Here is a 21,935-nt window from a genome sequence, read left to right on the forward strand (position 1 = left end):
AGCCCCGTTGCAAGAACGGCCCGGCCCCCAACCCCGCAGGGTCGGAAGCCGGGCCTTCCAGCGGTCATCGCCTTCCGGCAATCACCGCAGATCAGTCCATGCCGCGCAGGTCCAACACCAGGCCCGTGTCGCCGTCGGCCTGCAGGATCACCGGGATGCCCCAGTCCTGCTGGTACAGGTGGCAGGCGGCGTGGTCCGGGATCTCACCGTCCTCGGTCTCCGGGCCGTCGCACGCCGCGGCGCGGGCCGTGATGTGCAGGATGCCCTCGGGAATGTCCGCGGACAATTCGAGCGTGCGCGCCAGTCCCACGGACGTGCCGCCGCCGGAAACCAGCAGTTCGGGCGGGGTGGAGGAGATCTTCATCTGCGTGGGGTCGCCCCAGCGGTCGTCCAGCTTCTGCCCCGTGGGGGCCGTGAAGCGCACGGTCAGTTCCAGAGTCCCCGGGGCAACCGGGCTCTTGGGCCGCTGCGTCTGCGACGCGCCCTCGTCCACCTGCTGGGCTTCTTTGGGGATCGGGACCAGGACCAGCTGGTGCTTGTTGGACTCCACCACCACCAGGAGCGGCTCGCCGCCTTCGGGGTGGACCACGACGACGTCGCTGGGCTCCGCGAGCCCGCGCGCCAGGGTGGACACGGACTGGGTGGCGGGGTCGTAGCGGCGCACGGCGCCGTTGTAGGTGTCCGCGATGGCCACGGAACCGTCGGGGAGCACGGTGACGCCCAGCGGGTGCTGCAGGCGGGCCTCGGCGGCCTCGCCGTCCCGGAAGCCGAAGTCGAACAGGCCCTTGCCCACGGCGGACTCCACGGTGATGCCCGGCTCGCCCTGTTCCCCTGAGCCGAGGACCAGGCGGCGCAGGGCCGAGGTCTCGGAGTCGGCCACCCAGATGTTGTGGTCGGCGTCCACGGCGAGGCCGGAAGGCTGCGCGAACCAGGCTTCCTCGGCCGGGCCGTTCAGCAGGCCCTCGAGTCCCGAACCGGCCAGGATCGACACCACGCCGGACAACGGTTCGAAGGCGAAGATCTGGTGCGTGCCTGCCATCGCGATGACCACGCGCTGCAGCTTCTCGCTCCAGACGACGTCCCACGGCGAAGACAGCGAAACTTCGGTCCCGAGCCCCAGCACCCCGACGTCCACGGCGTCCGCCGCGAAGTCTGCCGGACCGTCGTCGTGGTGTTCCGACCAAACTCCCGCACCGGACTCCGTCACGCGGGCCGGACCGGCGTCGAGGAGGCGCTGCACGCCGTTGCCGGCCACGGTCTGGACGTAGCCCGAGCTGAGCGTGACGCCGCGGAGGCGGTGGTTCACAGTGTCGGCCACCACGGCGTCGTAGCCGAGCTTCCAGGCGAGCTCGGACGGGAGCACGGCCAAGCCCTGCGGCTCGTTGAACTGCGCGGTCTCGGCCCCGCCGTCCGCGTAGCCCTTGGCGCCGGAACCGATCACGCGCTCCACGGTCTCCAGGTCCGGGCGGAGCTCCACCAGGCGGTGGTGGCCGGAGTCGACCACCAGGTAGTTGCCGTTGGCCAGCTGGGTGGCCTTGCCCGGGAAACGCAAAGTGCCCGACGTCGGGACGGGGGCCACGTACGGGCCGTCGCCGCGGTGCAGGGTCCCCTTGGCCTCGTGCTCAGCCACCAGCTCCTCGAGAAGCACCGCGAGGCCGTCAGCGTGGCCCTCGCCGGAAAGGTGGGCCACGATGTAGCCCTCGGGGTCCACCACAACCAGGGTGGGCCAGGCGCGGGCCGCATAGGCCTTCCACGTGGCGAGCTCGGGGTCGTCCAGGACCGGGTGGTGGATCTCGTAGCGCTCCACGGCGGCGGCGAGGGCCACGGGGTCGGCCTCGTGCTCGAACTTGGGCGAGTGCACGCCGACGGTCACCAGGACGTCGGAGTACTTTTCCTCGAGCGGGCGCAGCTCGTCCAGGACGTGCAGGCAGTTGATGCAGCAGAAGGTCCAGAAGTCCAGCAGCACGATCTTGCCGCGCAGGGATTCCAGGTCGAGGGACTTGCCACCGGTGTTGAGCCAGCCGCGGCCCTCCAGTTCGGAGGCCCGGACCCGCAATTGGGTGCGTACGGTTTCGCTCATCAGCGTCCTTCCAGCTTTGTATCGGGTTCGGCCTGCTTGACAGTCCGTTCTGCAATCTTGGCATCGCGGTCCGCCAGCCGGGCAAACATGTCGTTGTAAGCGTTCAACTCGGCGTCGTTATTCCGGTCGGCCGCGCGGTCCGTGCGTTTCGTCTCGCGCTCGTCGGAGCGGGACCACATGATCGCGACGCCGATCGCCACCAGCAGTGTGGGCACCTCGCCGATGCCCCAGGCCACGGCCCCGCCCATTTGCTGGTCCGCGATGGCCGAGCCGCCCCAGCTCCGGCCCAGGTTGCCGAAGTAGTCCGCGGCCAGCAGGCTGGTGCCGCCCATGATGGCCACGCCGAAGAAGGCGTGGAAGCCCATGGTGGCCAGCAGGAGCAGGAGGCGCATGGGGTAGGGGGCGCGGCGCGGCAGCGGGTCGGTGCCGATCATGCTGAGGACGAAGATGTAGCCGGTGAGCGCGAAGTGCACGTTCATCAGCTCGTGGCCCACATGGTCGCGCATGGCGAAGCCGAAGGCGTCCGAGTAGTAGAACAGGATGATCGATCCGGCAAAGTTGGCGGCGGCGAACAGCGGGTGCGTGACCAGTTGCGAGAACTTGGAGTGCACGAACAGCAGCAGCCATTCGCGCAGGCCCCGGGATCCGTGGGTGCCTTCGCCGCGGGACGGCAGGGCGCGCAGCGCCAGCGTCACCGGCGAACCGAGGACCAGGAACAGCGGCGCCACCATGGTCAGGGCCATGTGGTCCACCATGTGCGCGGAGAACAGCACCCGCCCGTACACCGCCGGCGGGCCGGAAGTGATGAAGGTCAGCACGGCCAGGCCGATGATCCAGTTCACGGTGCGGAACCAGGACCAGCGGTCGCCGCGCTTGTAGAGCTTTATGATGCCCAGGATGTAGGCCGCCGCGCCGAAGAGCGCGATGCCCACCCACAGCCAGTCGAGGCGCCACTCGGTGAGCCAGCGCGTGGGGGTCAGTTCGGGCGGCAGTTCGTAGCCGGAGAGGATGAACGACGGCGAGGCGTCCGGCGCGTAGGTGGTGGGCTGCGGCGGTGCCGAGCGGCCCAGCACCACGGCAAGTCCCGACGTCGCGCCCATCACCAGCAGTTCGACGAGCACCAGCTGCCAGAGCACGCGGCGGGCGGACATGGTGTTGCGTCCCAGCTGCGGGATGACCCACTGGCGGTGCATGAAGCCGATGCCGCCGAGCACCAGCGTGGCGGCGGCTTTGGCCAGGATGAGCTGGCCGTAGGCGGAGCCGGTCAGGTCGCCCCAGTTGGTGATGCGGATGCTGGCGTTCACCACGCCGGAGGCGAAGACCAGCACGAACGCAAAGCCTGCCAGCCCGGAGAAGCGGCTGAGGGTCTGTTCGGTGATGTCGGTGGTGCCGGCGGCCTTGGAACCACGCAGCAGGCCCGAGAGCACGGCGAGCATGATGATGCCGCCCACCCAGGTGGAGACGCCTACCAAGTGCAGGCCGAGGGAGTTGATGGCGCCCTCGTGGTCGCTTGAGCTGGACGAGTGGCCGATCAGCGCGGTGGGCACCAGGCCGATCAGGGCCAGGACCAGGGTGATGGCCAGCCCGGTCAGCGAGCGGACGCCGAACAGGGCGGTGGTGACCACGGCGGCGATGATGGTGACGGCCAGCCAGGCCCGGCCGGTCTCGATGTCCGTCATGAAGTAGACCAGCGAGCGGGTGAACTCGGCATCGCCGGAGAGGCCCTGCCCCGCGACGTCGGCGTACGTCAGTACCAGGACCGCGACGGCAGACAGCGTCCAGGCGGCACCTGCGGCGGCCGCCACGGCCAGCGCACAGGTGAAGGCCGGGTGCTCAGGAGCGTCCGCGTCCTTCTCCCGGGAGCGGGAGCCGCCGATGTTCTTTGGCAGGATCCCGACGGCGAAGATCAGGCCGCCGATCACGGTGGCCAGGGAGCCGTTGTGGATGGCTTTGGCCACCGGCAGGCCCCAGCGGACAAACGCGCCGGGATCGGAGACCTGGCGGGCCGCTGCGGCGCCGGAGAAGAGCAGTGCTGCGGCGAGGGCCAGGAAGAGCGCGGCAAGGCCGGCCAGTTGCCATGGAAGCGAAATCCCCGCGACGGCGGCACCTCCCCGCGTTCCCGGCTTGGGAGCAGGCGAAGGGGCGGTGGCGGGTTTCCTTGCAGATGGCACCTATCCATTGTCCGCTACCCGTCGCCGGGCTGCGAATCGGCTGGTTGGGGTTCGGCCGGGCTGCGGCCCGGCGCGTGCCGCGGATCGGCGCGTTAAAACGCGCTAAAAGAAGGATGGGCGGCAACCTGTTGGTTGCCGCCCATCCAAGGTGTGCTCCGAAGGTGATTACTTCTTGTTGGAGACAGCAGCCTTGAGCTTGGAGCCGGCGGTCAGCTTGACGCTGTGGCCAGCGGCGATCTGGATGGTTTCGCCGGTCTGCGGGTTGCGGCCGGTGCGTGCTGCACGGTCGGTGCGCTCAACTGCGAGCCAGCCCGGGATGGTGATCTTCTCGCCGGCAGCGACGGAAGTCTCGAAAACCTCGAACAGTGCATCGAGCACGGAGTTGACGGCTGCCTGGCTGGTGCCAGCCTTGCCTGCTACCTCTGCAACAAGTTCACTACGGTTCTTAGCCATTTACGTCCTCCTGGACTAATACGTTTTTAGAGCTTTCAAGCGGAGTGCGAGCAAGCCACTGCTCGAAAACTTACCAGCTTGGACAGACATGGCCAGCAAATTCCGCGTGTTTCCGCGCTTTTTTGAGCAAAATCACCGGATTTCCGGGGTTTTCTGGCCCCATGCCGCTCCCGGGCGGCTTTCCGGGCCCCATGCCAGCCGCTTACCGGCCGCTTCCGGCAGGCCTTCGCGCCCCGTTTCAGAGCCCGAGTTTCAGAGCCCGACGCCGGCCTCACGGCTGCCGCGCGAATGCCCGGTCTTGCGGGCATCTGGCATGTGCCTGGTAGGAATGAGCCAATGCGCGTTGGGTTTCAGGGCGGTCGTTCCGGTTCCGTGCGCCGGACGTTCCCCGCTTGTTCCCCATGTGCCGCTCGCGGCATACTGTGGCTGGCCGGTTAAAGCAAAAGGTGGCCCTGCACCTGGTGGTGGGGGCCTGTTCTTCGTGGCTGGTGGCGCCCGGACTGGGGTAGCGTGGGCTGTTTTGTGGGTTAAATGGGAGTGCCCCCAACCGGGGTTGGGGGCGCTCGACCTGGATGTGTGTCCGGCGGTGTCCTACTCTCCCACACCCTCCCGGGTGCAGTACCATCGGCGCTGTGGGTCTTAGCTTCCGGGTTCGGAATGGGACCGGGCGTTTCCCCCACGCTGTGACCGCCGTAACCCTGTGTCCCGTCCCCCGCACTCACCTGGCGGTGGCGGGGGTGGGAAAACGGTGGTTACAACATGTGTTCCTGCCGTGCGGGCAGGTGTGGTGTTGTTGTTGTTTAGTTGTGGTTGTGTTCCTGTGCCGTGCAAGCCCGGTGCGGGTTTGTTGGTCGGGAACCACATAGTGGACGCAAGCAGTGTTTTGTTTGTGTGGTGTAAGTTGTCGGCCTATTAGTACCGGTCAGCTTCAACAGTCTTTGGTCCTGTCTTCCACATCCGGCCTATCAACCCAGTGGTCTGGCTGGGGGCCTCTCACACACGAGGTGTTTGGAAATCTCATCTTGAAGCGAGCTTCCCGCTTAGATGCTTTCAGCGGTTATCCCATCCGAACGTAGCTAATCAGCGGTGCACTTGGCAGTACAACTGACACACCAGAGGTTCGTCCGTCCCGGTCCTCTCGTACTAAGGACAGCCCTTCTCAAATTTCCTGCGCGCGCAGCGGATAGGGACCGAACTGTCTCACGACGTTCTAAACCCAGCTCGCGTACCGCTTTAATGGGCGAACAGCCCAACCCTTGGGACCTACTCCAGCCCCAGGATGCGACGAGCCGACATCGAGGTGCCAAACCATGCCGTCGATATGGACTCTTGGGCAAGATCAGCCTGTTATCCCCGAGGTACCTTTTATCCGTTGAGCGACGGCCATTCCACAATGTACCGCCGGATCACTAGTCCCGACTTTCGTCCCTGCTCGAGATGTCTCTCTCACAGTCAAGCTCCCTTGTGCACTTACACTCGACACCTGATTGCCAACCAGGCTGAGGGAACCTTTGGGCGCCTCCGTTACTTTTTAGGAGGCAACCGCCCCAGTTAAACTACCCATCAGGCACTGTCCCTGACCCGGATCACGGGCCGAAGTTAGATGTCCAAAGTGACCAGAGTGGTATTTCAACGATGACTCCACCCGGACTGGCGTCCGGGCTTCCACGTCTCCCACCTATCCTACACAAGCCACTCCGAACACCAATACCAAACTATAGTAAAGGTCTCGGGGTCTTTCCGTCCTGCTGCGCGTAACGAGCATCTTTACTCGTACTGCAATTTCGCCGAGTTTATGGTTGAGACAGCGGGGAAGTCGTTACTCCATTCGTGCAGGTCGGAACTTACCCGACAAGGAATTTCGCTACCTTAGGATGGTTATAGTTACCACCGCCGTTTACTGGGGCTTAAATTCTCAGCTTCGCCACCGAAGTGGCTAACCGGTCCTCTTAACCTTCCAGCACCGGGCAGGAGTCAGTCCGTATACATCGTCTTGCGACTTCGCACGGACCTGTGTTTTTAGTAAACAGTCGCTTCCCCCTGGTCTCTGCGGCCCACACCCGCTCCGGAGAGCAAGTCTCCATCACGGGGCAGGCCCCCTTCTCCCGAAGTTACGGGGGCATTTTGCCGAGTTCCTTAACCATAATTCTCTCGATCGCCTTAGTATTCTCTACCTGATCACCTGTGTCGGTTTGGGGTACGGGCGGCTAAAACCTCGCGTCGATGCTTTTCTAGGCAGCATAGGATCACCGGATCCCCCTTGCGGGAGTCCCATCAGATCTCAGGAACGTGATTGAACACACAGGGACGGATTTGCCTATCCCTGACCCTACATCCTTAGACCGGGGCAACCATCGCCCGGCCCGGCTACCTTCCTGCGTCACACCTGTTAATACGCTTACCTCCCGGGATCAGGTCCCGCGCTCGGCCAAAACCCGCACACCACAAGGGTGATTGGGCAGGCTCCGGGCGGTTAGTATCCCCCGCTTGGCATGGGCGGTTTTTCGCCGGTACGGGAATATCAACCCGTTGTCCATCGACTACGCCTGTCGGCCTCGCCTTAGGTCCCGACTTACCCAGGGCAGATTAGCTTGACCCTGGAACCCTTGATCATTCGGCGGACGGGTTTCTCACCCGTCTTTCGCTACTCATGCCTGCATTCTCACTCGTGTAGGCTCCACCGCTGGTTTACACCGCGACTTCACCGCCCACACGACGCTCCCCTACCACTCCAGACGCCTGAACCACGAAGGCTAGGCCATGTCTGAAATCCACAACTTCGGCGGTGTACTTGAGCCCCGCTACATTGTCGGCGCGGAATCACTTGACCAGTGAGCTATTACGCACTCTTTCAAGGGTGGCTGCTTCTAAGCCAACCTCCTGGTTGTCTTCGCAACTCCACATCCTTTCCCACTTAGCACACGCTTAGGGGCCTTAGTTGGTGGTCTGGGCTGTTTCCCTCTCGACTATGAAGCTTATCCCCCACAGTCTCACTGCTGCGCTCTCACTTACCGGCATTCGGAGTTTGGCTGACGTCAGTAACCTTGTAGGGCCCATCGGCCATCCAGTAGCTCTACCTCCGGCAAGAAACACGCAACGCTGCACCTAAATGCATTTCGGGGAGAACCAGCTATCACGGAGTTTGATTGGCCTTTCACCCCTACCCACAGCTCATCCCCTCCATTTTCAACTGAAGTGGGTTCGGTCCTCCACGACGTCTTACCGTCGCTTCAACCTGGCCATGGGTAGATCACTCCGCTTCGGGTCTAGATCACGCCACTACGATCGCCCTGTTCAGACTCGCTTTCGCTACGGCTTCCCCACACGGGTTAACCTCGCGACGTAACACTAACTCGCAGGCTCATTCTTCAAAAGGCACGCCGTCACAGCTACAAGGCTGCTCCGACGGATTGTAAGCACACGGTTTCAGGTACTGTTTCACTCCCCTCCCGGGGTACTTTTCACCTTTCCCTCACGGTACTGGTCCGCTATCGGTCATTAGGAAGTATTTAGGCTTATCAGGTGGTCCTGACAGATTCGCACGGGATTTCTCGGGCCCCGTGCTACTTGGGATCCTCTCCAGGCGGTGCACAACATTTCGGTTACGGGGCTCACACCCTCTCTGGCCGGCCTTTCAAGACCGTTCACCTATGCCTGCACTCCACACCCCACCGGTCCGGCAGAACCAGTACGGAAAGTCCCACAACCCCGCCCATGCAACGCCCGCCGGCTATCACACATGGAACGGTTTAGCCTGATCCGCGTTCGCTCGCCACTACTAACGGAATCACTCTTGTTTTCTCTTCCTGCGGGTACTGAGATGTTTCACTTCCCCGCGTTCCCCCCACGCACCCTATGTGTTCAGATGCGGGTCACCAGATCACTCGCGCGTCTGGCGGGGTTTCCCCATTCGGACATCCTGGGATCACCGTTCGGTTATCAACTCCCCCAGGCTTATCGCAGATTCCTACGTCCTTCTTCGGCTCCTAATGCCAAGGCATCCACCGTGTGCCCTTAAAAACTTGACCACACAAAGATCAAAAGCTTTTTCGAGAGAACCATGACCACAAGGGCCAGGTTCTTCATAAAAAGAAATTGCTGTAAGACACACACACGCCCCGCCCCCGAAGGAACGGCCATGCGCATGCCTAGATGCTCGCGTCCACTATGTAGTTCTCAAACAACAACCCCGTCCCCCACACCCCACACACCCAGCCACCCCCAAGAGGGCGGCCACCGTGCGTGTTCGGTGAAGGCAGGAAAAACAGAAACCCCAGGAGGTTCCCGCATTGCTGCAGGTCCTGTTGCCTCAGGACCCAACAGTGCGCCAAACACAACCCCGCATCCCACGCCCCGGCGCGTTCCCAACACCCACACCCCCAAGGGGGCGCGGGCGCCGTACTGGCACCAGGACACGGCCGCGACGGCCATGCCAAAACAAGTCTGATTCGTTGATATTCCACCCATGAGCACCCACCGCAGGACGAATGCCTGCGCAATGGGCTTTGCTTCCACACACCCACTCCAAGACCATGCGGTCCCTTCGGGGCGATGATGGTGCTCCTTAGAAAGGAGGTGATCCAGCCGCACCTTCCGGTACGGCTACCTTGTTACGACTTAGTCCCAATCGCCGGTCCCACCTTCGACGGCTCCCTCCCACAAGGGGTTAGGCCACCGGCTTCGGGTGTTACCAACTTTCGTGACTTGACGGGCGGTGTGTACAAGGCCCGGGAACGTATTCACCGCAGCGTTGCTGATCTGCGATTACTAGCGACTCCGACTTCATGGGGTCGAGTTGCAGACCCCAATCCGAACTGAGACCGGCTTTTTGGGATTAGCTCCACCTCACAGTATCGCAACCCTTTGTACCGGCCATTGTAGCATGCGTGAAGCCCAAGACATAAGGGGCATGATGATTTGACGTCGTCCCCACCTTCCTCCGAGTTGACCCCGGCAGTCTCCTATGAGTCCCCGCCATCACGCGCTGGCAACATAGAACGAGGGTTGCGCTCGTTGCGGGACTTAACCCAACATCTCACGACACGAGCTGACGACAACCATGCACCACCTGTGAACCAGCCTCAAGAGGGGCGCCTGTCTCCAGGCGTTACTAGTCCATGTCAAGCCTTGGTAAGGTTCTTCGCGTTGCATCGAATTAATCCGCATGCTCCGCCGCTTGTGCGGGCCCCCGTCAATTCCTTTGAGTTTTAGCCTTGCGGCCGTACTCCCCAGGCGGGGCACTTAATGCGTTAGCTACGGCGCGGAAAACGTGGAATGTCCCCCACACCTAGTGCCCAACGTTTACGGCATGGACTACCAGGGTATCTAATCCTGTTCGCTCCCCATGCTTTCGCTCCTCAGCGTCAGTTAATGCCCAGAGACCTGCCTTCGCCATCGGTGTTCCTCCTGATATCTGCGCATTTCACCGCTACACCAGGAATTCCAGTCTCCCCTACATCACTCTAGTCTGCCCGTACCCACTGCAGAACCGGAGTTGAGCCCCGGTCTTTCACAGCAGACGCGACAAACCGCCTACGAGCTCTTTACGCCCAATAATTCCGGATAACGCTTGCGCCCTACGTATTACCGCGGCTGCTGGCACGTAGTTAGCCGGCGCTTCTTCTGCAGGTACCGTCACTTTCGCTTCTTCCCTACTGAAAGAGGTTTACAACCCGAAGGCCGTCATCCCTCACGCGGCGTCGCTGCATCAGGCTTTCGCCCATTGTGCAATATTCCCCACTGCTGCCTCCCGTAGGAGTCTGGGCCGTGTCTCAGTCCCAGTGTGGCCGGTCACCCTCTCAGGCTCAGCTACCCGTCGTCGCCTTGGTAGGCCATTACCCCACCAACAAGCTGATAGGCCGCGAGTCCATCCAAAACCGCAAAAGCTTTCCACCACCACACCATGCGGTGAGCGGTCGTATCCGGTATTAGACCCAGTTTCCCAGGCTTATCCCAGAGTCAAGGGCAGGTTACTCACGTGTTACTCACCCGTTCGCCACTAATCACCGGCGCAAGCACCGGGTCATCGTTCGACTTGCATGTGTTAAGCACGCCGCCAGCGTTCATCCTGAGCCAGGATCAAACTCTCCGTTGAAGTAAAACAAAAACAGACACAACCAACACCCCCGGAAACACGGGGAAAGAAGGCTGCACAAAATTTGAAACCAGCTGAAACCAGGCCACCACACACGGGGGTGCGGGCAACCCGGCAAATCAACCAATTCATAAAAACAAATCGGTATCAACAAACTTGGCACACTATTGAGTTCTCAAACAACAGACCCCATGATTCATCACCCGCCAGCACGCCACAAAAGACACACCAACAAGCCATTGGAAAAAGGAGATTATTTGGCCGCCATCCGAAACATACACACCTTCCGGCTTTCCGTTCCGCACCCGGCGACTCAGAAAACAATACACCCACCCACACCCCCACGCAAATCCACCCCAAACACCACGCCAACATCCGGCGTCGGGGGCGTTGTTTTCCGTGAGCGCAGCGATGCCGCGGCCGCTCCGTTCCCTCCGCCCAGGACGGCTGCGGCGCCGTCGGAGAGGGAAAATTTTGCGGCGACGTTCATCCACCGCGGGAGTATTCTGAGGGAAGGGCAAGCAGTGCCGAATGCAGACTGTCGCACTGGCCCGTGATTGGTCCGAGGCATTATGGACGCAGTACCCTTCCCAGCCGGAGCTCCGCGGCGGAATCCCGTTCCAAACAAGGTAGTCAACAGCTATGCCGCCCTGCTGAACTCAGTGAAGGAAGCCGGACTCCTGCGCCGGCGACGCGGCTTCTACATCACCCTTTTCGCCATCTTGATGACTGCATGGGGAGGGGCATGGACCGGCTTCTTCCTTCTGGACGACACCTGGTACCAGCTGCTCGTTGCCGCCGGCATGGGCGTAGTGCTCACCCAGTTCGGCTTCCTGGCCCATGAGGCCGCCCACCGGCAGATCTTCGCGTCCCAGCGGATGAATGAGTGGTCAGCGCGAGTGGTGGGCACGGCGTTGGTCGGGATCAGCTACGCAATGTGGACGCAAAAGCACACCCGCCACCACGGGTTCCCGAATGTGATCGACAAGGACCCGGACATCCACACGGGGACAATCGCCTTCCACCCGCAGGCCGCCATGTCACGGCGGGGCGTGATGGTTCTGGTTACACGCAAACAAGGGTGGCTGCTCTTCCCCTTGTTGTTCTTCCTGGGGGTAAGCCTTCACGTGGATTCCCTGAAGTTTCTGTTCCGCCGGGGACCGGTGGACCACCGCTGGGTTGAGATCCCCGTGGTCCTGCTCCGTCTGGCACTCGTGCCTGTTGTTGTGTTCAGCCTGCTGCCTCTCGGAATGGCCTTCGCCTTCCTGGGCATCCAGCTGGGAGTGTTCGGCTTCTACATGGGGGCCTCCTTCGCGCCCAATCACAAAGGCATGCCCATCCTTCCGGCGTCGACCCGGGCCGACTTCCTCACCCGCCAGGTGCTGACAGCGCGCAATATAGCCGGCGGCAGGTTCATGGACGCCCTGATGGGTGGCCTGAACCGCCAGGTCGAGCACCACCTGTTCCCGGACATGCCGCGGCCGTACCTGCACCGGGCAGCCGCGGTAGTGCGGGCCCGCTGCCAGGAGCTGGATATCCCCTACACCGAGACCAGCCTTGTGGCTTCCTACGGCATTGTGGTCCGGTACTTGAACGCCGTGGGGCTGTCGGCCGGCGGTCCGTTCGAATGCCCGGTGGGGGACCGGTTCCGCCCCCGATGAACGCAGTGTTGGCCGGAGCTATTGAGGCTCGTGCGGCCACTGCGACCGCCGGCCGTGAGCCAGCGCCAAGGTAATGCCACAGACTGCCAAAATGATTCCGACACCAAGCGACCACACCACCACGTGCATCGGCCATGACGGACCTTGTGCAGGATCGAGCCGCGATGTGTTGATGCCGAAGACCTGCGAGCCGATCCAGACATAGGCCAGGACAAGGAACATTGTCGCCAAACTCACGATGGATAGAAGGATGAGCCACTTAGACGTCTTGGACATGTTCACTCTCCTGTTTGGACTTCATCTCGGCGGCAACTGCCCGACGGCGTGGTCCGGGTGTCGCTGGTGCTCTTGACAGGTGTCTCGTGGGTTTCAGGGTAGCCGTTAAAACAGGAAGGGTCCCGCACCTGATGGTGGGGACCTGTTCTTTTCGGGGGTTCTGCTGGTTTTTGTTTGTTAAATGGGAGTGCCCCCAACCGGGGTTGGGGGCGCTCGACCTGGATGTGTGTCCGGCGGTGTCCTACTCTCCCACACCCTCCCGGGTGCAGTACCATCGGCGCTGTGGGTCTTAGCTTCCGGGTTCGGAATGGGACCGGGCGTTTCCCCCACGCTGTGACCGCCGTAACCCTGTGTCCCGTCCCCCGCACTCACCTGGCGGTGGCGGGGGTGGGAAAACGGTGGTTACAACATGTTCCTGCCCGTGCGGGCAGGTGTGGTGTTGTTGTTGTTTAGTTGTGGTTGTGTTCCTGTGCCGTGCAAACCGCGGTTTGGGTTTGTTGGTCGGGAACCACATAGTGGACGCAAGCAGTGTTTTGTTTGTGTGGTGTAAGTTGTCGGCCTATTAGTACCGGTCAGCTTCAACAGTCTTTGGTCCTGTCTTCCACATCCGGCCTATCAACCCAGTGGTCTGGCTGGGGGCCTCTCACACACGAGGTGTTTGGAAATCTCATCTTGAAGCGAGCTTCCCGCTTAGATGCTTTCAGCGGTTATCCCATCCGAACGTAGCTAATCAGCGGTGCACTTGGCAGTACAACTGACACACCAGAGGTTCGTCCGTCCCGGTCCTCTCGTACTAAGGACAGCCCTTCTCAAATTTCCTGCGCGCGCAGCGGATAGGGACCGAACTGTCTCACGACGTTCTAAACCCAGCTCGCGTACCGCTTTAATGGGCGAACAGCCCAACCCTTGGGACCTACTCCAGCCCCAGGATGCGACGAGCCGACATCGAGGTGCCAAACCATGCCGTCGATATGGACTCTTGGGCAAGATCAGCCTGTTATCCCCGAGGTACCTTTTATCCGTTGAGCGACGGCCATTCCACAATGTACCGCCGGATCACTAGTCCCGACTTTCGTCCCTGCTCGAGATGTCTCTCTCACAGTCAAGCTCCCTTGTGCACTTACACTCGACACCTGATTGCCAACCAGGCTGAGGGAACCTTTGGGCGCCTCCGTTACTTTTTAGGAGGCAACCGCCCCAGTTAAACTACCCATCAGGCACTGTCCCTGACCCGGATCACGGGCCGAAGTTAGATGTCCAAAGTGACCAGAGTGGTATTTCAACGATGACTCCACCCGGACTGGCGTCCGGGCTTCCACGTCTCCCACCTATCCTACACAAGCCACTCCGAACACCAATACCAAACTATAGTAAAGGTCTCGGGGTCTTTCCGTCCTGCTGCGCGTAACGAGCATCTTTACTCGTACTGCAATTTCGCCGAGTTTATGGTTGAGACAGCGGGGAAGTCGTTACTCCATTCGTGCAGGTCGGAACTTACCCGACAAGGAATTTCGCTACCTTAGGATGGTTATAGTTACCACCGCCGTTTACTGGGGCTTAAATTCTCAGCTTCGCCACCGAAGTGGCTAACCGGTCCTCTTAACCTTCCAGCACCGGGCAGGAGTCAGTCCGTATACATCGTCTTGCGACTTCGCACGGACCTGTGTTTTTAGTAAACAGTCGCTTCCCCCTGGTCTCTGCGGCCCACACCCGCTCCGGAGAGCAAGTCTCCATCACGGGGCAGGCCCCCCTTCTCCCGAAGTTACGGGGGCATTTTGCCGAGTTCCTTAACCATAATTCTCTCGATCGCCTTAGTATTCTCTACCTGATCACCTGTGTCGGTTTGGGGTACGGGCGGCTAAAACCTCGCGTCGATGCTTTTCTAGGCAGCATAGGATCACCGGATCCCCCCTTGCGGGAGTCCCATCAGATCTCAGGAACGTGATTGAACACACAGGGACGGATTTGCCTATCCCTGACCCTACATCCTTAGACCGGGGCAACCATCGCCCGGCCCGGCTACCTTCCTGCGTCACACCTGTTAATACGCTTACCTCCCGGGATCAGGTCCCGCGCTCGGCCAAAACCCGCACACCACAAGGGTGATTGGGCAGGCTCCGGGCGGTTAGTATCCCCCGCTTGGCATGGGCGGTTTTTCGCCGGTACGGGAATATCAACCCGTTGTCCATCGACTACGCCTGTCGGCCTCGCCTTAGGTCCCGACTTACCCAGGGCAGATTAGCTTGACCCTGGAACCCTTGATCATTCGGCGGACGGGTTTCTCACCCGTCTTTCGCTACTCATGCCTGCATTCTCACTCGTGTAGGCTCCACCGCTGGTTTACACCGCGACTTCACCGCCCACACGACGCTCCCCTACCACTCCAGACGCCTGAACCACGAAGGCTAGGCCATGTCTGAAATCCACAACTTCGGCGGTGTACTTGAGCCCCGCTACATTGTCGGCGCGGAATCACTTGACCAGTGAGCTATTACGCACTCTTTCAAGGGTGGCTGCTTCTAAGCCAACCTCCTGGTTGTCTTCGCAACTCCACATCCTTTCCCACTTAGCACACGCTTAGGGGCCTTAGTTGGTGGTCTGGGCTGTTTCCCTCTCGACTATGAAGCTTATCCCCCACAGTCTCACTGCTGCGCTCTCACTTACCGGCATTCGGAGTTTGGCTGACGTCAGTAACCTTGTAGGGCCCATCGGCCATCCAGTAGCTCTACCTCCGGCAAGAAACACGCAACGCTGCACCTAAATGCATTTCGGGGAGAACCAGCTATCACGGAGTTTGATTGGCCTTTCACCCCTACCCACAGCTCATCCCCTCCATTTTCAACTGAAGTGGGTTCGGTCCTCCACGACGTCTTACCGTCGCTTCAACCTGGCCATGGGTAGATCACTCCGCTTCGGGTCTAGATCACGCCACTACGATCGCCCTGTTCAGACTCGCTTTCGCTACGGCTTCCCCACACGGGTTAACCTCGCGACGTAACACTAACTCGCAGGCTCATTCTTCAAAAGGCACGCCGTCACAGCTACAAGGCTGCTCCGACGGATTGTAAGCACACGGTTTCAGGTACTGTTTCACTCCCCTCCCGGGGTACTTTTCACCTTTCCCTCACGGTACTGGTCCGCTATCGGTCATTAGGAAGTATTTAGGCTTATCAGGTGGTCCTGACAGATTCGCACGGGATTTCTCGGGCCCCGTGCTACTTGGGATCCTCTCCAGGCGGTGCACAACATTTCGGTTACGGGGCTCACACCCTCTCTGGCCGGCCTTTCAAGACCGTTCACCTATGCCTGCACTCCACACCCCACCGGTCCGGCAGAACCAGTACGGAAAGTCCCACAACCCCGCCCATGCAACGCCCGCCTAGCTATCACACATGGAACGGTTTAGCCTGATCCGCGTTCGCTCGCCACTACTAACGGAATCACTCTTGTTTTCTCTTCCTGCGGGTACTGAGATGTTTCACTTCCCCGCGTTCCCCCCACGCACCCTATGTGTTCAGATGCGGGTCACCAGATCACTCGCGCGTCTGGCGGGGTTTCCCCATTCGGACATCCTGGGATCACCGTTCGGTTATCAACTCCCCCAGGCTTATCGCAGATTCCTACGTCCTTCTTCGGCTCCTAATGCCAAGGCATCCACCGTGTGCCCTTAAAAACTTGACCACACAAAGATCAAAAGCTTTTTCGAGAGAACCATGACCACAAGGGCCAGGTTCTTCATAAAAAGAAATTGCTGTAAGACACACACACGCCCCGCCCCCGAAGGAACGGCCATGCGCATGCCTAGATGCTCGCGTCCACTATGTAGTTCTCAAACAACAACCCCGTCCCCCACACCCCACACACCAGCCACCCCCAAGAGGGCGGCCACCGTGCGTGTTCGGTGAAGGCAGGAAAAACAGAAACCCCAGGAGGTTCCCGCATTGCTGCAGGTCCTGTTGCCTCAGGACCCAACAGTGCGCCAAACACAACCCCGCATCCCACGCCCCGGCGCGTTCCCAACACCCACACCCCCAAGGGGGCGCGGGCGCCGTACTGGCACCAGGACACGGCCGCGACGGCCATGCCAAAACAAGTCTGATTCGTTGATATTCCACCCATGAGCACCCACCGCAGGACGAATGCCTGCGCAATGGGCTTTGCTTCCACACACCCACTCCAGGACCATGCGGTCCCTTCGGGGCGATGATGGTGCTCCTTAGAAAGGAGGTGATCCAGCCGCACCTTCCGGTACGGCTACCTTGTTACGACTTAGTCCCAATCGCCGGTCCCACCTTCGACGGCTCCCTCCCACAAGGGGTTAGGCCACCGGCTTCGGGTGTTACCAACTTTCGTGACTTGACGGGCGGTGTGTACAAGGCCCGGGAACGTATTCACCGCAGCGTTGCTGATCTGCGATTACTAGCGACTCCGACTTCATGGGGTCGAGTTGCAGACCCCAATCCGAACTGAGACCGGCTTTTTGGGATTAGCTCCACCTCACAGTATCGCAACCCTTTGTACCGGCCATTGTAGCATGCGTGAAGCCCAAGACATAAGGGGCATGATGATTTGACGTCGTCCCCACCTTCCTCCGAGTTGACCCCGGCAGTCTCCTATGAGTCCCCGCCATCACGCGCTGGCAACATAGAACGAGGGTTGCGCTCGTTGCGGGACTTAACCCAACATCTCACGACACGAGCTGACGACAACCATGCACCACCTGTGAACCAGCCTCAAGAGGGGCGCCTGTCTCCAGGCGTTACTAGTCCATGTCAAGCCTTGGTAAGGTTCTTCGCGTTGCATCGAATTAATCCGCATGCTCCGCCGCTTGTGCGGGCCCCCGTCAATTCCTTTGAGTTTTAGCCTTGCGGCCGTACTCCCCAGGCGGGGCACTTAATGCGTTAGCTACGGCGCGGAAAACGTGGAATGTCCCCCACACCTAGTGCCCAACGTTTACGGCATGGACTACCAGGGTATCTAATCCTGTTCGCTCCCCATGCTTTCGCTCCTCAGCGTCAGTTAATGCCCAGAGACCTGCCTTCGCCATCGGTGTTCCTCCTGATATCTGCGCATTTCACCGCTACACCAGGAATTCCAGTCTCCCCTACATCACTCTAGTCTGCCCGTACCCACTGCAGAACCGGAGTTGAGCCCCGGTCTTTCACAGCAGACGCGACAAACCGCCTACGAGCTCTTTACGCCCAATAATTCCGGATAACGCTTGCGCCCTACGTATTACCGCGGCTGCTGGCACGTAGTTAGCTTAGCGCTTCTTCTGCAGGTACCGTCACTTTCGCTTCTTCCCTACTGAAAGAGGTTTACAACCCGAAGGCCGTCATCCCTCACGCGGCGTCGCTGCATCAGGCTTTCGCCCATTGTGCAATATTCCCCACTGCTGCCTCCCGTAGGAGTCTGGGCCGTGTCTCAGTCCCAGTGTGGCCGGTCACCCTCTCAGGCCGGCTACCCGTCGTCGCCTTGGTAGGCCATTACCCCACCAACAAGCTGATAGGCCGCGAGTCCATCCAAAACCGCAAAAGCTTTCCACCACCACACCATGCGGTGAGCGGTCGTATCCGGTATTAGACCCAGTTTCCCAGGCTTATCCCAGAGTCAAGGGCAGGTTACTCACGTGTTACTCACCCGTTCGCCACTAATCACCGGCGCAAGCACCGGGTCATCGTTCGACTTGCATGTGTTAAGCACGCCGCCAGCGTTCATCCTGAGCCAGGATCAAACTCTCCGTTGAAGTAAAACAAAAACAGACACAACCAACACCCCCGGAAACACGGGGAAAGAAGGCTGCACAAAATTTGAAACCAGCTGAAACCAGGCCACCACACACGGGGGTGCGGGCAACCCGGCAAATCAACCAATTCATAAAAACAAATCGGTATCAACAAACTTGGCACACTATTGAGTTCTCAAACAACAGACACACCCGGCACCACCAACCCCCACAAACAGGGACCGGCTCGCTCCGGAGCAACTTTCCAAACCTACCAGACCATACCCCCCGGCGCAACTCCCAAAACCAGGGAACCACACCAGGAAAACACCATCCGGGACCCCCAAAACCAGCACGGACACACGGAACGTGGACCAAATATTTGGCTTCAATTTGAAGGGGGTCGGTCGCCATGATTTCCGCATCAGCGGCGGCGACTCGATCTACTTTACACACCCCTGGACCCCGGGGCAAATCACCCCAAAACACCAGAACCAACGCACGTAACCACCCTGAAAACCCCGCCAGCACGGTAAAAGCACCCCGCTTCCACGCCGGCAAGCAACCCCCCGCCGTCGAAAGCGAATTCTGTGTTGTGCGTCACCGGCAGGCTTTGGGTGGGCGAAAGGAATGCGCGAAACAACCAGCCTTAAATGCAAGAAGGGCCGGCAACCATAACGGTTGCCGACCCTTCTAGAGCTTCGTGATTACCAGGAAGACTTGGTGATGCCCGGGAGCTCACCGCGGTGAGCCATGTCGCGGAAGCGAACACGGGAGATACCGAACTTCTGGAAGGTGCCACGGGGACGGCCGTCGATCTGGTCGCGGTTACGCAGACGGATCGGGGAGGCGTTGCGGGGCAGCTTCTGCAGGCCGAGGCGTGCAGCTTCGCGTGCTTCGTCAGTCGCGTTGGGGTCAACCAGCGTCTTCTTCAGCTCGAGACGCTTTGCAGCGTAACGCTCAACGATGACTTTACGCTGTTCGTTCTTAGCGATCATTGACTTCTTAGCCATGTGTTTAGCGCTCCTCTCGGAATTCGACGTGCTGGCGGATCTTGGGGTCGTACTTCTTCAGAACCAGACGGTCCGGGTCGTTACGACGGTTCTTGCGGGTTACGTAGGTGTAACCCGTGCCCGCGGTGGACTTCAGCTTGATGATCGGACGTACGTCCTTGTCCTTTGCCATTAGAGCTTTACTCCTCGTGCCAGGATTGCGGCGACGACTACGTCGATGCCACGTACGTCGATGGTCTTGATGCCACGTGCAGAGACCTGCAGCGTGACGTTACGGCGCAGGGACGGAACCCAGTAGCGCTTCTTCTGAATGTTCGGGTCGAACCGACGCTTGTTGCGGCGGTGCGAGTGCGAAATGCTGTGTCCAAAGCCCGGCTCGGCTCCGGTCACCTGGCAGTGTGCTGCCATGACGACTCTCCTAAAGAATTAAACGAAACGGTCAGCAGAGTTCCTGCTTGCCGTGCGACAGGCGGCGTCCGCATCCAGCTTCCAGACCATTTCGGTAGTTTCCACAAGACTGCGGCGAGACGGTTGGCCTCAGGACCGGGCAGTGGAAGCCACTGGAACAGGTCCTGGGATACTGGGCGAATACAGGAATGCACGCAACTTGAGCCCCTAACTACCGGCCACCGGGAGATCAGGAAACCCGACCTTCACCACCAACCGGAGCAATTGCACACGCTCCGCGCCACCTAGCGCCTACCTATTCTACGAGCTGGGTGAATTTAAGACCAATTAAGGAATCACAGGCAGCGAGAGCGGCCGGGTGAGCGTGGCGTATTTTGGCCGGAGGCCGTCCCCGGACGAGCGGCGCCGGACGCGCCGGACAACCCAGGGACCGGCAAATTCGCGGACCCACCGGGCATTGGCGCGGAGGGCTTCGGCCCTGCCGGGTTCCGGCTGCGACGCCAGGGCGGGAACTTCGATGGCGTCGTCCTGGTCAAGGACAGCCAACACCCGCTTGGCCATGTTGACGTGGCCCGCGGTGGACATGTGCATCCGGTCCTCCGCCCACATGCGCGGATCGTTGTATTCGCCGAAGCGCCAGTAGTCCACCAGCAGTGCCCCGTGCCGTTCGGCGACTTCGCGGACGAGCTCGTTGTAGATCGCGGTGCGACCGCGTGTGGTGGCGAAGACCTTGGAGTTGCGGGAATCGAATCCCGTGAAGAGGACCACGGTGGCGCCTGTCGCGCTCAACTTGGCAATGCCGGCGTCGTACTCTTCCACCAGTGAATCGATGTCCACTTTCGGCCGCAGGATGTCGTTCGCCCCCGCGTACAGCGTCACCAGCGTGGGTTTGAGCTCGACCGCGGCGTCCACCTGCTCCGCCATGATCTGGCGCAGCTTCCTCCCGCGGATGGCAAGGTTGGCGTAGCCGAAGCCCTCGTTGCTGCGTGCGAGCTCCGCGGCCGTGAGATCGGCCCAGCCCCTGACGCCGTTGGGGCGGGCCGCGTCATCGTCGCCAACACCCTCCGTGAACGAGTCTCCCAAGGCCACATACCGCGCGGAAAAATCCATGGCGCCAGTCTGCCACCAGAGCCCGCGGCGCAACAACGTTGCTAGTCCTCGCGCAGGATCCAGTGGTTGCTGTCCAGACGCGCGACGATCTTCTCACCGATCCGGGCGAGGTCCGCGACGTCGGCCTCGGTCATGGCGTCCAGCATCAGGGCACGGACCGAGTCCACATGCCCCGGGGCGAGCCGCACGATGGTGTCCATGCCGGCGTCGGTCAGGTGCGCGACGGTGACGCGGGCATCGCGCGGATGCGCCTCGCGCTCCACCCAGCCACGCTTCTGCAGCTTGGTGACCACATGCGAAAGCCGCGACAGCGAGGCGCTGGTGCGCGCGGCCAGCTCGCTCATCGGCAGGAACCTGCCCTCGGTCTCGGACAGCATGGCCAACACGTTGTAGTCGAACAGCGACAACTTGCCCGCCGACTGGAGCTGCGTATCCAGCGCGGCGGGAAGCAGGGTGTTGATGCTCAGCAGGGCCAGCCAGGCGCGGCGTTCGTCGGCGTTGAGCCAGCGTGGTTCGGTCATGGCTCCATCTTAGGAGACGGGGTTGCTTGGCGGTTCAACCGTTCCGGCAGGAGACACGGGGCGGGATCAGGGCAGGGCGGTAGGCTGGCGGCATGTTCGTAGTTGCACTGACCTACAAGGTTCCCGACGAGATCGTCGATTTCCACCGCCCCGCCCATATGGCCTGGGTCAAGGAAGCGTTCGACGCCGGCATCTTCCTCGCGTCCGGGCGCATGGTTCCGGCGGTGGGCGGGGTGCTGTTGTCCAATGCGGACCGTGCCGCCCTGGATGCCTCACTGGCCCAGGATCCCTTCTACAGCAACGGCGTGGCCGAGTTCGAGGTCATCGAGTTCACCGCCACCAGCGTGGCCGAAGGATACGAAAACCTGCTGGACTGAGCGTTGACGCCTGGGGCGGGACGGTGGGCCGTTCGATTCCCGGCGG

11 protein-coding genes and 6 rRNA genes are annotated in these 21,935 nt (G+C 60.9%); 2 read left to right on the forward strand and 15 right to left on the reverse strand.

Features of this window, described 5'->3' with window-relative positions; genetic code table 11:
- Positions 1 to 91 precede the first annotated feature (91 nt).
- From NVV90_RS19220 to NVV90_RS19245, 6 genes are all read right to left on the reverse strand, one after another.
- Positions 92 to 2,080 carry an NHL domain-containing thioredoxin family protein gene (locus NVV90_RS19220; RefSeq protein WP_258438838.1) on the reverse strand — a complete coding sequence of 663 codons (1,989 nt, stop codon included), beginning with the start codon at positions 2,078 to 2,080 and terminating at the stop codon, positions 92 to 94.
- Positions 2,080 to 4,251 (reverse strand): bifunctional copper resistance protein CopD/cytochrome c oxidase assembly protein, encoded by a 2,172-nt coding sequence (locus NVV90_RS19225; RefSeq protein WP_258438839.1) that lies wholly within the window; start codon positions 4,249 to 4,251, stop codon positions 2,080 to 2,082. Before NVV90_RS19225 ends, NVV90_RS19220 begins: the two co-directional genes overlap by 1 nt.
- A 165-nt stretch (positions 4,252 to 4,416) precedes the next feature.
- Complete coding sequence (locus tag NVV90_RS19230; RefSeq protein ID WP_009358243.1) at positions 4,417 to 4,704, reverse strand: HU family DNA-binding protein; 288 nt, start codon at positions 4,702 to 4,704, stop codon at positions 4,417 to 4,419.
- A gap of 578 nt (positions 4,705 to 5,282) precedes the next feature.
- Positions 5,283 to 5,399, reverse strand: a 5S ribosomal RNA gene (rrf, locus tag NVV90_RS19235).
- A 196-nt stretch (positions 5,400 to 5,595) separates the two neighbouring features.
- Positions 5,596 to 8,732: ribosomal RNA gene (locus NVV90_RS19240) — 23S ribosomal RNA — on the reverse strand.
- Between the two features lie 540 nt (positions 8,733 to 9,272).
- Positions 9,273 to 10,798: ribosomal RNA gene (locus tag NVV90_RS19245) — 16S ribosomal RNA — on the reverse strand.
- Together the 16S, 23S and 5S rRNA genes form the textbook arrangement of a ribosomal RNA operon.
- 572 nt (positions 10,799 to 11,370) lie before the next feature.
- Here NVV90_RS19245 and NVV90_RS19250 point away from each other — a divergent pair.
- Complete coding sequence (locus NVV90_RS19250) at positions 11,371 to 12,459, forward strand: acyl-CoA desaturase (protein ID WP_258438841.1); 1,089 nt, start codon at positions 11,371 to 11,373, stop codon at positions 12,457 to 12,459.
- Positions 12,460 to 12,477: 18 nt separating this feature from the next.
- On the opposite strand, the gene NVV90_RS19255 is transcribed toward NVV90_RS19250, so the two are convergent.
- The 9 genes from NVV90_RS19255 to NVV90_RS19295 all read right to left on the reverse strand — a co-directional run bounded on the left by NVV90_RS19255 (position 12,478) and on the right by NVV90_RS19295 (position 21,512).
- A complete protein-coding gene (locus NVV90_RS19255; RefSeq protein ID WP_258438842.1) occupies positions 12,478 to 12,735 on the reverse strand; it encodes an alkaline shock response membrane anchor protein AmaP in 258 nt (85 codons plus the stop codon).
- Between the two features lie 228 nt (positions 12,736 to 12,963).
- Positions 12,964 to 13,080: ribosomal RNA gene (gene rrf, locus NVV90_RS19260) — 5S ribosomal RNA — on the reverse strand.
- A gap of 196 nt (positions 13,081 to 13,276) precedes the next feature.
- Positions 13,277 to 16,416: ribosomal RNA gene (locus NVV90_RS19265) — 23S ribosomal RNA — on the reverse strand.
- Between the two features lie 539 nt (positions 16,417 to 16,955).
- Positions 16,956 to 18,481: ribosomal RNA gene (locus NVV90_RS19270) — 16S ribosomal RNA — on the reverse strand.
- Between the two features lie 686 nt (positions 18,482 to 19,167).
- Complete coding sequence (gene rpsN / locus NVV90_RS19275) at positions 19,168 to 19,473, reverse strand: 30S ribosomal protein S14 (RefSeq protein ID WP_207617896.1); 306 nt, start codon at positions 19,471 to 19,473, stop codon at positions 19,168 to 19,170.
- A gap of 4 nt (positions 19,474 to 19,477) precedes the next feature.
- Complete coding sequence (gene rpmG / locus NVV90_RS19280; protein ID WP_003798558.1) at positions 19,478 to 19,645, reverse strand: 50S ribosomal protein L33; 168 nt, start codon at positions 19,643 to 19,645, stop codon at positions 19,478 to 19,480.
- The gene (rpmB, locus tag NVV90_RS19285) at positions 19,645 to 19,881 is read right to left on the reverse strand and encodes a 50S ribosomal protein L28 (protein WP_011693744.1); all 237 of its coding nucleotides are present in this window, start codon (positions 19,879 to 19,881) and stop codon (positions 19,645 to 19,647) included. The genes rpmG and rpmB overlap by 1 nt, the downstream gene beginning before the upstream one ends.
- A 327-nt stretch (positions 19,882 to 20,208) precedes the next feature.
- Positions 20,209 to 20,991, reverse strand: coding sequence for an SGNH/GDSL hydrolase family protein (locus NVV90_RS19290; RefSeq protein WP_258438843.1), 783 nt, complete (start codon positions 20,989 to 20,991; stop codon positions 20,209 to 20,211).
- A 41-nt stretch (positions 20,992 to 21,032) separates the two neighbouring features.
- Positions 21,033 to 21,512, reverse strand: coding sequence for a MarR family winged helix-turn-helix transcriptional regulator (locus tag NVV90_RS19295; RefSeq protein ID WP_258438844.1), 480 nt, complete (start codon positions 21,510 to 21,512; stop codon positions 21,033 to 21,035).
- Between the two features lie 92 nt (positions 21,513 to 21,604).
- On the opposite strand from NVV90_RS19295, the gene NVV90_RS19300 reads away from it, so the two are divergent.
- The gene (locus NVV90_RS19300) at positions 21,605 to 21,889 is read left to right on the forward strand and encodes a YciI family protein (RefSeq protein ID WP_258438845.1); all 285 of its coding nucleotides are present in this window, start codon (positions 21,605 to 21,607) and stop codon (positions 21,887 to 21,889) included.
- Positions 21,890 to 21,935: the final 46 nt, after the last annotated feature.

The sequence above is a fragment of the Arthrobacter sp. CJ23 genome (assembly GCF_024741795.1).
Classification (GTDB): Bacteria; Actinomycetota; Actinomycetes; order Actinomycetales; family Micrococcaceae; genus Arthrobacter.